Here is a 13,142-nt window from a genome sequence, read left to right on the forward strand (position 1 = left end):
CTACAAACGCTGTACTTGTGCGTCATGCTTAAACAAAAAAAGCCCCACAAGTGTAGGGCTTTTTTGAAAAGGGTGGTGGGCCTTACAGGACTCGAACCTGTGACCAAACGATTATGAGTCGTTTGCTCTAACCAACTGAGCTAAAGGCCCTCAAAACTTTAGAAAACTTTACAAGGGTTTTTGAGGATTTATTCCTTGTAAATCAATAATTTGCTTCTAGTGCGACCCTTTATGAGTCGAGCGCTCTAACCAACTGAGCTATAGGCCCCCACGGACCAACTTTTTCTTTTACGGACCTTGGACTCACTTATTATGAGTCGAGCGCTCTAACCAACTGAGCTATAGGCCCTAAGAGGGGTGCCCATAATACCGATATGGTTTCATGGGCACAAGAGTTTGATTTAAAAGAATTTACTATTCGTCTAGGAAGCCGCGTAGGTGATCTGAGCGGCTTGGGTGACGCAACTTACGTAGCGCTTTAGCTTCGATCTGACGGATACGTTCACGCGTTACATCGAACTGTTTGCCTACTTCTTCAAGTGTATGGTCAGTATTCATCTCAATGCCAAAACGCATACGTAGAACTTTTGATTCACGTACGGTTAGGCCTGCTAGAACTTCACGAGTTGCTTCTCGTAGACCTTCGCCTGTTGCAGAATCAACAGGAGAAGAAATCGTCACATCTTCAATGAAATCGCCAAGGCTTGAGTCTTCATCGTCACCGATTGGTGTTTCCATGGAGATTGGTTCTTTAGCAATTTTAAGTACTTTGCGAACTTTATCTTCAGGCATTTCCATGCGTTCGGCAAGTTCTTCCGGAGTCGCTTCGCGGCCCATTTCTTGAAGCATCTGGCGAGAGATGCGGTTCAGCTTGTTGATCGTTTCGATCATGTGTACTGGGATACGAATTGTACGTGCCTGGTCGGCAATTGATCGTGTGATTGCCTGACGAATCCACCATGTCGCATAAGTAGAGAACTTATAGCCGCGGCGGTATTCAAACTTATCAACAGCTTTCATCAAGCCGATGTTCCCTTCCTGGATAAGGTCTAGGAACTGTAGGCCTCGGTTGGTATATTTCTTGGCAATAGAGATTACAAGACGAAGGTTGGCTTCAACCATCTCTTTCTTAGCGCGACGTGCACGAGCTTCACCGATCGACATGCGACGGTTCACTTCTTTGATCTCAGCTAGGCTGATGCCAGTAGTAATCTCTGCTTGGATAAGTTTCTTTTGAGCACGTTTAAGCTCAATAAGATTGGTTTTGATTGCACGAGAGTAATCAGAACCGGAATCGATAACTTCTTTAAACCAATCAGGGTTTGTTTCGTTACCAGGGAATTCTTTGATAAACGTCTTACGTGGCATTTTTGCACGTTGTGTGCAGATACGCATAATAGTACGTTCTTGCTTGCGAATGTCGTCGATAGTATCGCGAACTTGTCCGACAATTGCTTCGTAATAACGTGGAGATAATTTAATCGGAGCAAAAGCTTCGCTGAGTAGTTCTTGAGCTGAACCAAACTCCTTGCTGTCACGACCTTGTTTTTCTAGAGCTAGGTTAAGGGCGTCGAAGTGCTCTTTAATTAAGCCAAAGCGGCGAGCGGCTTCTTCTGGATCTGGACCTTTCTCTTTTTCTTCGTCCTCGTCGTCCTCGTCGTCATCTATTTCGGCATCTGGATCCGTAATAGTTGCAGTCGGGATTTCTTCATCATCGTCTGCATCTATATAACCACTAAAAATGTCGCTTAAGCGACCTTCCTCTTCAATGGTTAATTTGTATGCTTCAAGGATGGCATCAACTGTGCCAGGGAAGCAGGCTACGGCAGACATTACTTCACGTAGGCCTTCTTCAATGCGTTTTGCAATGCTGATCTCGCCTTCACGAGTTAGCAGCTCAACAGTACCCATTTCACGCATATACATGCGCACTGGATCGGTTGTACGGCCAGCATCTGACTCTACTGCTGCTAGCGCTGCAACGGCTTCTTCGTCGGCATCATCAGCTGAATCACCTTCGGTCATCAGTAGTGTTTCAGCATCGGGTGCTTCTTCAGACACGGAAATACCCATGTCATTGATCATGCGGATGATATCTTCAACCTGATCTGGATCGGCAATATCCTGCGGTAGGTGGTCATTTACCTCAGAGTAGGTTAGGTAACCCTGCTCTTTGCCGCGGGCGATCAATTCCTTAAGGCGAGACTGCTGTTGCTGAGAAGTATCGGACATAGGACCCTGACTAGAAAAAGTGGATGAAAATCGAGCAGGCCATTATAGCGATGTAGTTAGCAACATGCTAGGGAAAAGGCTGTGCAAGCTAGAGACTGTCATCTGTTAAAAATAGACTGTTTTTCAGCGACTTGCCGAAAATTCAGTGGTTTATGATGCTATATATGGTGATTGGTGGTTTGTTTTTCAAGGGGAGAGATGTTGAAACTGTTATAAGGTTTGCTAAGAGCGGTAATTGGTAGCTTAGGTCTTGCTGGTTGTCTTTAGTTGATTAAGTTGTTGCATAGATTCAACTAGTTTTATTTTCTCTTCTTTGGAAAGGGTGTGCTTCTTCTGCAGAAGGGAGATCTCTTGTTCTAATGCCTTTAGTGTTAGACCATGCTGAGCATCTTTAAGGTAGGCTCGGGCGATCTCTTCGGAAGTAATTTCTAAAGAGGTAGATATTTCGTAAAGTTCAACGATCGTTTGCGAAAGGGTTTCATCTTCACGCCAATCGACAACCAATTGTCCAAGTGATGCGGTTGGGTTTTGTTTGTAATAGGTCACTAACTGAGCCAGAAGCTGAGAATTTACGTCTGTGTTGCTCTTGAGTGCTTCAGGAAATTGGTGCTCTGACGCCAGTTGCGGATAGTGAAGCAATAGGGCGATCAGTTTCTGTTCGAAAGACAGTTCGCTGCTATTATTGCGAGGGCTGCGAAATTGTTTCTTCCTTGGTTGGTATTGGGTGCTTTCATGGCTATGGGCTTCGTAGCTATGACCTTCGTAGCTATGACCTTCGTTGCTATAATCGGCATAGTCGTAGGGTTGCGAATCTTCATAGTTTGATGATTCAGAGTAGTCGTACTCTGAAACTGCAGCGGGGGCTGGTGTATGTGTTTGTACTGACTCGTGAAAGTTAACCGTAGTTTGTATCTGTTCAAGCGAAAGGTTGGTTAATTCACAAATTCGGTCGAGCATCATCTGCTGCAATAAACTCGGTTTCATTGAATTTATTGCAGGTAATACCTCGGTGCTGAACCTGGCGCGTCCATCCATGCTGTTTAGATCAGCTTGTTCGGAGTGACTGTTAAAGAAAAACTCGGAAAGCGGCAAAGCGCTATCTAGTCGCTCCGTGAAGGCGAGTGTTCCTTCTTGGCGTACTAGACTGTCCGGATCTTCGCCGTCAGGTAAAAACAGAAAGCGGGCTTCTTTTCCATCTTCGATAACCGGGAGTGTTGTTTTTAGTGCACGCATCGCGGCTTCTCGCCCGGCATTATCACCATCGAAGCAGAATATAACTTCAGGAACGAGCTTGAATAGTCTTTCTAAGTGCTGCGCAGTGGTTGCTGTACCTAGCGTTGCAACAGCATAGTGAATGCCAAACTGTGCGAGGCCGACAACATCCATATAGCCTTCAACTATGATTAAGCGTTCAAGTTTGTTGCTGTGCTTGCGCGCTTCATAAAGCCCGTAGAGTTCTCTGCTCTTATGGAAAGTCGGGGTTTCGGGGGAGTTTAAGTATTTTGGTTTGTCATCGCCCAGTACTCGCCCGCCAAAACCTATAGTGCGGCCCCTTTGGTCCCGTATCGGGAACATGATTCGATTGCGGAAGCGGTCATAATGACTATCGCGATCTTCGTTGTGTATAAGTAGCCCTGCTTCTTCTAATAGCTTTTGATCTGCACCGCTTTTGCCTAGGTGCCTAAGAATGTTATCCCAGCCAGAAGGGGCGAAGCCGATGGAAAATGCTTTGGCTGCATGGCCTGTCAATCCTCTGGTTTGTAGATAGTTGACGGCATCTTGTCGCGTATTGTGGCTTTTAAGCTGGTCTTCATAGAATTGAGCTGCTTCAGCTAATAAATCGTATAGCTTTTTAAGTTGCTGCTCTTTTTCGCGCTGTTGGGGATTGTCATCTTTAGGGACTTCCATGCCCGCGGTTTTGGCGAGTTCTTCAACAGCTTCAGGGAAATTAAGATTTTCGTATTCCATTAAAAAGCTAATGGCATTTCCGCCAGCGCCGCAGCCGAAGCAGTAATAAAACTGTTTTTCTTGGTTTGCGCTAAAAGAAGGTGTTTTTTCTTTATGGAATGGGCAGAGACCTGAGTAGTTTTTTCCAGCCCGCTTTAGTTTTTGGACACGACCATCTAGCACATCAATAATATTGATGCGGGCAAGCAGGTCGTCAATAAAGCTTTGGGGTATACGTCCGGCCATTATCGTTGCAGCTGAAAGGGTCTCAGCGGCAGTTTAACTGGATAATTGAGACTTGACGAGTTTGGATACTGTTCCCATGTCGGCGCGACCTTGAATTTGAGGTTTAAGGATTCCCATAACCTTGCCCATGTCTTGCATGGATTGTGCGCCGGATTGCTCTGCAGCTTGTTTAACGAGGTCTGCAATTTCCTCATCAGTTAGCGGTTGCGGCAGGAAAGTTTTAATCACCTCCAGCTCCTGTCGCTCAGCATCTGCAAGATCCATGCGTGCCGCTTCTTCAAATTGCGAAATCGAGTCACGGCGCTGCTTAGACATTTTGTCTAGCACCGCCAGTACTCTAGTGTCATCCAGTTCAATGCGTTCATCTACTTCGATGCGCTTTAGTTCGGCTAGCATCATGCGAATAGTTTTTAGGCGCTCTTTTTCTTTAGCGCGCATTGCAGCTTTCATCTCATTAGTGATTTGCTGCTTCAACTCTGACATGACTAACCTTCCTCTGGATGGGATCTAAATCGCGTGGATTAGTATAGGCGAACGCGACGAGCGTTTTCGCGAGATACTTTTTTAGCGTGACGTTTTACAGCTGCTGCTGCTTTACGCTTACGAACAGATGTTGGCTTCTCGTAAAATTCGCGACGACGAACTTCAGCTAGAATACCTGCTTTTTCGCAAGAACGTTTGAAACGACGCAGAGCTACATCAAATGGCTCGTTTTCTTTAACTTTTACAGCTGGCATGTTTGAACAAACCTTAAATTGTTTAGTTAATCCACAAAATTATCTCGCCAAAAAACAGACGGTTTTATGGCAAGGCGCAAAATTCTATTCGTTTCACATAGTGAAGTAAAGCAGATAATCGGTTTGTTGGGTATTTTCGGTGCAGGTTTTAAGGGGGGCAGGTATAATAGCCGTCATCATGTTAGTGAAGTGAGTATACGATGCGCGTACTGGGGATTGAAACCTCTTGTGATGAAACAGGAGTAGCAATTTATGACAGTGAAAAGGGTCTGCTTGGTGATGCTTTATATAGTCAGGTGAAAATGCACGCTGAGTACGGTGGTGTAGTACCGGAATTGGCTTCCCGTGACCATGTACGTAAGTTGTTGCCTTTATTGGACGAGACTTTTGCCAAAGCAGGCCTTCAAAAAGGGGATGTAGATGCTGTTGCTTATACATCCGGACCAGGTCTTATCGGAGCGTTAATGGTTGGCGCTTCAACAGGCCGAGCTATTGCATTGGCATGGGGTAAGCCGGCAATTGGCGTGCATCATATGGAAGGTCATTTACTCGCGCCAATGCTGGAAGAGAATCCACCCGAGTTTCCGTTTGTAGCGTTGCTGGTTTCCGGTGGGCATACCCAACTCGTTCGTGTTGATGGTATTGGTCAATACGAGTTATTAGGGGAGTCTTTAGATGATGCCGCGGGTGAGGCTTTTGATAAAGCAGCAAAAATGCTCGGTTTGGATTACCCGGGTGGGCCGCTAATTGCTAAGCACGCACAGCAGGGTGATCGTCAACGTTTTCGTTTTCCACGTCCAATGACAGACAGGCCGGGCATGGATTTTAGTTTCTCTGGTTTAAAGACCTTTACATTAAATACAGCTAACGATCATCGAGACGCTGACGGCAATATTGATTCTCAAACAGTATGTGATATCGCTGCTGCATTTGAAGAAGCTGTGGTTGATACTTTGGCAATTAAGTGTCGCCGTGCTTTGCAGGCTACCGGGTTTAAGCAGCTGGTGATTGCGGGCGGTGTAAGTGCTAACCAGCGTTTGCGCGAGCGCTTAGAAGTCATGGTTGAGAAAGAAAGGTCGGAGTTGTTTTATGCCCGTCCTGAGTTTTGTACAGATAATGGCGCGATGATTGCGTTTGCTGGTTGTCAGCGTTTGCTGGCTGGACAGCAAAGTGATCTGGTTATTACTACTAAGCCTCGTTGGCCTTTAGACACACTCGATTCTATTTAAAGTCTAGGTTCTTCACCGTTTAGTAACTTTTTAATATTTTTGCGGTGGCTATAAAGGAGTAATAGGCAAAGGATGGTGAGAGGAAGCGAGTAGCTTGGAGCGATTATCCATGTGAAAACTGGAGTTATTAGTGCCGCGGCAATTGAGGCTAGTGAGGAGATCTTGCTAAGCGATACCGTAATCACCCAGATGGTTAACTGTATAATTGCGATGGGCCAATAAAGGGCGATACAAGCACCAAATGCTGTTGCAACGCCTTTACCGCCTTTCAATGGCGAAAAAATAGGAAAAATATGTCCGGCTACAGCGGCAAGTAAACAGAATGATAGTTCTGTTTGCGAAATCTGCAAAAGTAGCCCAAGGCATAATGCAGCTAAGCCTTTGCTGATATCCCCTAGTAGTGTAAAAAAGGCCGCTTTTCTAGAACCAATTCTGAGCACATTGGTTGCCCCGGGATTACCAGAGCCTCGTTGGCGAGGGTCTGGAAGGTTGAGTGCACGACAAACTAGCACTGCTGTGGGTATAGAGCCCAGCAGGTACGCTAGAAAAATTAGCCCGAAGGCCATTGTTGCCGATTCGGTCATTCGATATCCAAAGGTTGAGTATGGATTTAGTTTACATTCGAGAGTTAGAAGTTGAAACGATTATAGGTATCTATGATTGGGAAAGAGAGATTCGTCAACGCATAAATCTTGATTTGGATATGGGTACTGATATCCGTCAGGCAGCCAATACTGAAGATGTTGATAATACGCTTAACTATAAAACGGTATCAGATCGATTGATTGAATTTATCGAGCAGAGTGAATTTCAGTTGGTCGAAACCATGGCTGAGCAGATTGCTGAGATCGTGATGACTGAATTCGGTGTGAAATGGCTGCGCTTACGTTTAGGTAAGCCAGGAGCTGTACCGCAGGCAAAAGATGTTGGTGTTATCATCGAGCGCGGAGTTCGTAGTTAAGATGGCTCAAGTCTATGTTAGTATTGGTAGTAATATCGATAGAGAGCATTATATCTCGCAAGCGCTGGATGCCTTGTATAATCATTTTGGCGAGCTGAGTATATCTAGTGTGTATGAGAGTGAAGCGGTAGGGTTTGTTGGGGATAATTTCTATAACCTAGTTGCCGGTTTCGTTACTGATTTGCCATTAGCTAAACTATCTCCGTTACTGAAAAAGATAGAAGATGATAATGGTCGTTGCCGCAAGGGGCCGAAATTTAGCGGTCGTACCCTCGATATCGATATTCTTACTTATGATGATTTAGTCGGTATACATTATGGGGTGCAATTACCTCGAGATGAAATTACTAAGAATGCTTTTGTCTTGTGGCCCTTGGCTGAGATAGCAGCAGAGGTGCCTCACCCTGAGATGGGTGTGACATATTTAGAAATGTGGTCTGATTATGATAAGGATCGGCAGAAGTTGTGGCCGATCGACTTTCTATGGCAAGGCCGGTCATTACCTTGTGTGTTTTAAGCTTTAAAAAAGTTAGTGGCTGAATAAGGATTTTCCGCCATCTACCGCGAGCACTTGGCCGGTAATATATTCTGCAGAAGCAAGAAATACTATTGCTTGTGCTATATCTTCCGGTGAGCCTATGCGATTCAGTAGCGTCTTATCCAAAATACTTTGCTTATGATCTTCTTCTAGTTCTTGTTCTGGCCATAAAATTGCGCCGGGTGAAACGCCGTTAACTCTTACCTCGGGTGCTAATTCTTTAGCCAGAGACTTAGTCATCATCTCTAAACCCGCTTTTGCAATTGAATAAATTGGATAGCCGGGTAGCCCACGTTGTGAGTGAATATCGATCATATTGATAATGCAGCCATGGTTTTGACGAAGCAATTTGCTTAGTGAGGCTGTTAGGAAGTAGGGGGCACGAAGATTGGAATTTATTAAGTCGTCCCATTGCTTCTGAGTGCTTTGCTCGATCGGCGTTGGGTAGAAGGATGAGGCATTATTAACCAGTAAATCGAGTTTGCCGAACTTAGCCTTTAAATCTTCAGCTAATTGTTCAACTTGTTCCATGCTGTTCAGGTCTGCAGAAAAGATAAAAGCACTGTTCGGGCGTAAATGGTTTAGCTTTTCTTGTAACGCTTTAGCTGCTTTAGTTGAGTCTCGGTAGTGAATGGCTACCGTATATCCTGCTGCATGAAGTGTTGAGGCTGTTGTTGCACCAACTCTACGTGCACCGCCAGTTATTAGTGCCACTTTTATTGCAGTAGTGTTGGTGTTCATTTGATGCCCTTCAGTGATCTTGGTTGCATATATCAAGGCGTAGACGCTGTATCTCTTTGCCCAATTCAGGCCCTTTAAAGCCTTGCTTGATTAGGTTGGCAGGCTGAATTTGGTTTATAGAATCTAATATTCCAGCTAGTGATTTATAGTCAGGTTCGGAGTGCAGAGCATCTACACAAATCAATAGTTTTTCTAAGCGCTGTGGTCGGCGAATCAGGTCAAGGGCTTGGATAGTCTGCAGTCTGTCTTCTGCGGATAACTTATCGAATTGACTAAGGTTCTGGTGCTGTTGTTGGCACTGTGAAGCCAGCTCTTTTACCGATTTTTGCGTTCTTAATCGATCGCAAAAAGCGGTCAGCACTATCTCATTATCCAGAGCGGTCAAGCAGGCAAACCGGCAATCAGCATCCTTAGCTGTTTGTGTTGAGCGAATAAAGTTTGTAGCCCAGTCTGGTTTCGATATTGTATTTTTTAGCTCAGGAAGAACTTTTTGTATCGCTTCTGTTTTTTGGAGTAGTTCTAAAAATACCCATGGAGAAGGTTCGGTTAATGCGCGTTCGAACTCTTTCCATACCCTTTCAGGGGTCAGGTGTTCTAACTCATCGCCTTTAGCTAACTCCCTCATTAATGCTAAGGTTTCATCAGCTACGCTAAACCCTAGATGATGGTAGCGCGCGGCAAAACGTGCCACACGCAAAACACGCAGAGGGTCCTCTGAAAATGCCGGGGATACATGACGTAAGATCTTTTGCTTTAAATCTTCCTGGCCCTTGTAGGGGTCATGGATTGTGCCTTGATCGTCCATTGCCATGGCATTAATGGTTAGATCTCGGCGTAGAAGGTCTTCTTCCAAAGAGATTGCTTTATCGGCGTTATATTCAAAGCCGGTATAGCCTTTGCCTGATTTTCTTTCTGTTCGCGCTAGTGCATATTCTTCACCCGATTGGGGGTGAATAAACACGGGGAAATCTCGACCTACAGGTTGAAAGCCTTGTTCGATCATCTCTTGAGGGCTGGAGCCTACAACCACCCAGTCTTTATCGTAAACAGGGAAATCTAATAGCTTATCTCTAACTGCGCCGCCCACTAAATAGATCTTCATTAAGCTATTTCACACAGGTCTGGTTGTTCTACGCGCCATGCCTCAAAACCACCATTGATGCTATAGACTTCATCAAAGCCTTGTTCAACTAAGAATTGAGCAGCTTGTTGACTGCTTATGCCGTGATAGCAGCATACAAGCAGAGGTTTATCCATGTCAGCCGCAGATATGTAGTCATGTAGATTTTCATTACTAAGATTGTAAGACCCACTAATGTGGCCTTGCGCAAAACTGTTGGGATCTCGAATGTCGGCAACCTGGGCACCGTCTTTGATCAACGCTGCTGCTTTTGGAGAATCTATACACTCAAAATGACTCATAAAAGTTACCTGTTGCTTAAATAAGTGGATGTCGGAGGTGGCTTTGGTTTTTTGCCTTGTGCGGGAACACTAAAAAGTTGATGGTCTTCTATGCGAAGGGCGGTTAATCTGTTGCCCCAAACACAGCCTGTATCAAGCGCAAAGACATGCTCAGCATCGGCATTCCCCTCCAACGCTGCCCAGTGGCCAAATAGGATACGAATTTCGATTTCTGCCGGATCTTTTCGTGGAGCTTTAAACCAAGGCTGGTAGCCTTCGGGTTGTGATGCGAGTGAGCCTTTGGCTGAGAAATCTAATTGCCCTTCAGGGCTACAAAAGCGCATGCGTGTTAGATAGTTCGTAATAAGGCGTAAGCGTTCCCAACCACTTAAGTCAGAACTCCATAGATCGGGTTTGTTGCCATACATGTGGTTGAAAAAAGTTTTTGCTTGGTCGCTTTGCAGAACTTTTTCTACTTCTTTTGCGCGTTTGCGGGCTTTACGAATAGTCCAACAAGGCGGAATACCTGCGTGAACCATTACCACGTTAAGTGATTTGTCATGCGCGATTAGCTTTTGCTTACTTAGCCAATCCATTAGCTCAATACGGTCTGGTGCTTCTAATATTTCATCCAGAGTATCGCTGCGTTTGCAGGTTGTTGCTCCATAGTGGACGGCGAGAAGGTGTAAATCATGATTTCCCAGAACGCAGGTTGCTCGGTCACCTAAATCGCGAAGAAACCTTAAGGTTTCTAGTGACTTAGGGCCGCGATTAACGAGGTCTCCAGCGATCCATAAATGGTCGCTGTTAGTAAAGTTAATAGTTTTAAGTAGGGCTTGTAATTCGTCGTAGCACCCTTGGATGTCGCCAATCGCATAGGTCGCCATACTGGTTGCCTGTGTTTAGTGCAATGCGTTAGGTCTTGCTAGAGTGAATGCTGCAATAGGTGCTTTAAATTGAGTGCCTTCATCGGTGCTCATCTCATAGTGGCCTTGCATGCTGCCGACGCTGGTGGCTAATACTGCACCGCTTGTATAGGTGTAACTCGATTCTGGATCAATCACAGGTTGTTCGCCAACAACGCCTTCACCCTGAACTTCTTGGATGTGCTGGTTACCATCGGTAATTAGCCAATGACGGTTAAGAAGCTGGACCGGCATATCATTATGATTGGTGATCGTAATTTTGTATGAAAAAACAAAGCGTTTGCTGTCTGGATCAGATTGTTGGGCCAGATAGTTGGTTTCTACGTCGATATTGACGTTGTTACCTAGGTCTATAGTTTCCATAAATGCCTTATTTAACCTTTCTGATCTGTAAGGTAGTTACTAATGCGAACAAAGTCTGAGATAGGAAGCTTTTCAGGTCGTAAGCCAGGATCGATGCCGATCTCTTCTAGCGCATCTGCAGATAGTAAAGGTTTTAAATTATTACGTAGCGTTTTACGGCGCATATTGAATGCCGTGCGAACAACGGTTTCAAATTGTGAAACATCTTTGGCTACGTGAGGTAACTCACGGTAAGGCGTAAGCCTAATGATCGCTGAGTCTACTTTAGGAGCGGGGTTAAATGCGCCTGGAGGTACGACAAACAGTGACTCAACTTTGCAGTAGTACTGCGCCATAATGCCTAATCGACCGTAATTGTTTTCCCCAGGTCCAGCAGACATTCGATCAACTACTTCTTTTTGCAACATGAAGTGCATATCTTCTACTTGCTCAGCATGACTCAGTAGATGGAATATTAGCTGAGTGGATATGTTGTATGGAAGGTTGCCTACAATACGCAGCCTCTTTTCTCCTTTTTGTAGCTGGGAGAAATCAAATTTCATAGCATCCGCTTCATGAATGCGGAATTTGTCACCGTAGTTAAAGAACTTGGTGCGTAAGATCGGAGGAAGGTCTCTATCTAGCTCAATTGCATCAAGTTCACCTGCTTCGCTCAGCAGCTCTTCTGTCAGGGCTCCTAACCCCGGGCCAATCTCTACTAGTTGATCTGATTCATGAGGTGCAATAGATCGAATAATGCGACGAATCACGCCGTGATCGTGCAAAAAGTTTTGCCCGAAACGCTTGCGGGCTTTGTGTGCTACTGGTTTTTTAGTCATGAATTAGTTCGTAGTTTGATTGCGGTGGGTAGCCATGATGCCTGCATATTCAATAGCAGTCATTAGGCTGCCAGAGTCGGCAGTTCCAGTTCCGGCAAGATCCAATGCAGTACCATGATCTACCGAGGTGCGAATAATAGGCATGCCGAGCGTAATATTCACAGCTTTGCCAAAGCCTTTGTATTTTAGCACTGGAAGGCCTTGGTCGTGGTACATGGCTAGTACGGCATCTGCTGTAGCAAGGTACTTATCTGTGAATAGTGTATCAGCTGGCCAAGGGCCACTGAGAGTTATGTCTTTTGCTCTGAGTTTATCTAGTGTAGGTTCAATGACTTCAATTTCTTCGCGACCTAAATGGCCACCTTCGCCAGCATGCGGGTTGAGACCGGTGACTAGGATGTTGGGCTCTTTGATGCCAAAGCTGTTTACTAGATCGTGATGTAATACCTCAATTACTTCAGTGAGTAATTTGGGTGTAATCGCATCGGCAATGTCCCGAAGGGGAAGGTGGGTTGTTGCTAATGCAACTTTTAACCCTTCGGTTGCTAACATCATGACGACTTTATTGCTTTCTGTAAGTGCTTCAAGAAACTCGGTGTGGCCGCTAAAAGGAATACCAGCATCGTTAATAATGCCTTTATGCACAGGAGCTGTTATCAAAGCGTCGCAAGTTCCATTGAGGCAGGCTTGTGTCGCTAGTGTTAGCGTTTCTAGCACATAAGGTGCGTTATCACTATTAAGCTCACCAGGAATCGCTTCAGCTTTTAGTGATATAGGAACGACCTTTAGAGTTCTTGCGGGCGTAGGAGAAGGCGGAAGCTCTGGGTCGAACTGTTCAATCGATATCGGCAGTTGCAGTTGTTCCGCGCGTTTGCGCAGTAGTTCAGGATCTGCAAATGCGATCAATTCATGGTCATGGCCCAGTTGCGCAATTTGAATGCACAGGTCGGGGCCAATGCCAGAGGGCTCACCAGGGGTGATTGCTAATCTATTGATACCCAAG

General features: G+C 45.3%; 15 protein-coding genes and 1 tRNA gene. 3 read left to right on the forward strand and 13 right to left on the reverse strand.

From position 1 onward, the window contains the following. Positions 1–73 precede the first annotated feature (73 nt). The 5 genes from ACMXYR_RS02815 to rpsU form a co-directional block, all read right to left on the reverse strand. Positions 74–150 (reverse strand) — tRNA-Ile (locus tag ACMXYR_RS02815). A gap of 264 nt (positions 151–414) precedes the next feature. Then, positions 415–2,232: an RNA polymerase sigma factor RpoD gene (gene rpoD, locus ACMXYR_RS02820; protein ID WP_415902829.1), complete on the reverse strand. Its 1,818-nt coding sequence runs from the start codon at positions 2,230–2,232 to the stop codon at positions 415–417. Between the two features lie 243 nt (positions 2,233–2,475). Beyond that, entirely contained in the window at positions 2,476–4,425 is a 1,950-nt protein-coding gene (gene dnaG / locus ACMXYR_RS02825) for a DNA primase (RefSeq protein WP_415902830.1), read from the reverse strand. Between the two features lie 33 nt (positions 4,426–4,458). After that, positions 4,459–4,908: a GatB/YqeY domain-containing protein gene (locus ACMXYR_RS02830; RefSeq protein WP_415893415.1), complete on the reverse strand. Its 450-nt coding sequence runs from the start codon at positions 4,906–4,908 to the stop codon at positions 4,459–4,461. A 38-nt stretch (positions 4,909–4,946) separates the two neighbouring features. Next, a complete protein-coding gene (rpsU, locus tag ACMXYR_RS02835) occupies positions 4,947–5,162 on the reverse strand; it encodes a 30S ribosomal protein S21 (protein ID WP_275814767.1) in 216 nt (71 codons plus the stop codon). A gap of 200 nt (positions 5,163–5,362) precedes the next feature. On the opposite strand from rpsU, the gene tsaD reads away from it, so the two are divergent. Further along, positions 5,363–6,391 carry a tRNA (adenosine(37)-N6)-threonylcarbamoyltransferase complex transferase subunit TsaD gene (gene tsaD / locus ACMXYR_RS02840; RefSeq protein ID WP_415900119.1) on the forward strand — a complete coding sequence of 343 codons (1,029 nt, stop codon included), beginning with the start codon at positions 5,363–5,365 and terminating at the stop codon, positions 6,389–6,391. Here the strand turns inward: tsaD and plsY are convergent. Then, a complete protein-coding gene (plsY, locus tag ACMXYR_RS02845; RefSeq protein ID WP_415900120.1) occupies positions 6,388–6,975 on the reverse strand; it encodes a glycerol-3-phosphate 1-O-acyltransferase PlsY in 588 nt (195 codons plus the stop codon). The genes tsaD and plsY overlap by 4 nt on opposite strands. A gap of 20 nt (positions 6,976–6,995) precedes the next feature. On the opposite strand from plsY, the gene folB reads away from it, so the two are divergent. Continuing rightward, on the forward strand, positions 6,996–7,352 hold the full coding sequence (gene folB, locus ACMXYR_RS02850; protein ID WP_415900121.1) for a dihydroneopterin aldolase: 357 nt from the start codon (positions 6,996–6,998) through the stop codon (positions 7,350–7,352). Between the two features lies 1 nt (position 7,353). After that, entirely contained in the window at positions 7,354–7,869 is a 516-nt protein-coding gene (gene folK, locus ACMXYR_RS02855; protein WP_415902831.1) for a 2-amino-4-hydroxy-6-hydroxymethyldihydropteridine diphosphokinase, read from the forward strand. Positions 7,870–7,881: 12 nt separating this feature from the next. Here the strand turns inward: folK and ACMXYR_RS02860 are convergent, their stop codons facing one another. From ACMXYR_RS02860 to pdxA, 7 genes are read right to left on the reverse strand one after another with little or no spacing between them, the layout of a single operon-like run. Further along, positions 7,882–8,631, reverse strand: coding sequence for a pteridine reductase (locus ACMXYR_RS02860; RefSeq protein WP_415902832.1), 750 nt, complete (start codon positions 8,629–8,631; stop codon positions 7,882–7,884). Between the two features lie 10 nt (positions 8,632–8,641). Then, positions 8,642–9,733 carry a hypothetical protein gene (locus tag ACMXYR_RS02865; protein WP_415902833.1) on the reverse strand — a complete coding sequence of 364 codons (1,092 nt, stop codon included), beginning with the start codon at positions 9,731–9,733 and terminating at the stop codon, positions 8,642–8,644. Next, a complete protein-coding gene (gene glpE, locus ACMXYR_RS02870; RefSeq protein ID WP_415902834.1) occupies positions 9,733–10,053 on the reverse strand; it encodes a thiosulfate sulfurtransferase GlpE in 321 nt (106 codons plus the stop codon). The genes ACMXYR_RS02865 and glpE overlap by 1 nt, the downstream gene beginning before the upstream one ends. A 5-nt stretch (positions 10,054–10,058) precedes the next feature. After that, entirely contained in the window at positions 10,059–10,919 is an 861-nt protein-coding gene (locus tag ACMXYR_RS02875) for a symmetrical bis(5'-nucleosyl)-tetraphosphatase (RefSeq protein WP_415902835.1), read from the reverse strand. Between the two features lie 15 nt (positions 10,920–10,934). Beyond that, entirely contained in the window at positions 10,935–11,321 is a 387-nt protein-coding gene (gene apaG / locus ACMXYR_RS02880; protein WP_415886989.1) for a Co2+/Mg2+ efflux protein ApaG, read from the reverse strand. 11 nt (positions 11,322–11,332) lie between these two features. Next, positions 11,333–12,139: a 16S rRNA (adenine(1518)-N(6)/adenine(1519)-N(6))-dimethyltransferase RsmA gene (rsmA, locus tag ACMXYR_RS02885; protein WP_415902836.1), complete on the reverse strand. Its 807-nt coding sequence runs from the start codon at positions 12,137–12,139 to the stop codon at positions 11,333–11,335. A gap of 3 nt (positions 12,140–12,142) precedes the next feature. Continuing rightward, positions 12,143–13,141, reverse strand: coding sequence for a 4-hydroxythreonine-4-phosphate dehydrogenase PdxA (pdxA, locus tag ACMXYR_RS02890; protein ID WP_415902837.1), 999 nt, complete (start codon positions 13,139–13,141; stop codon positions 12,143–12,145). Between the last annotated feature and the right edge of the window lies 1 nt (position 13,142).

It is taken from the genome of Neptuniibacter sp. QD29_5, assembly GCF_047778125.1.
GTDB lineage: Bacteria > Pseudomonadota > Gammaproteobacteria > Pseudomonadales > Balneatricaceae > Neptuniibacter.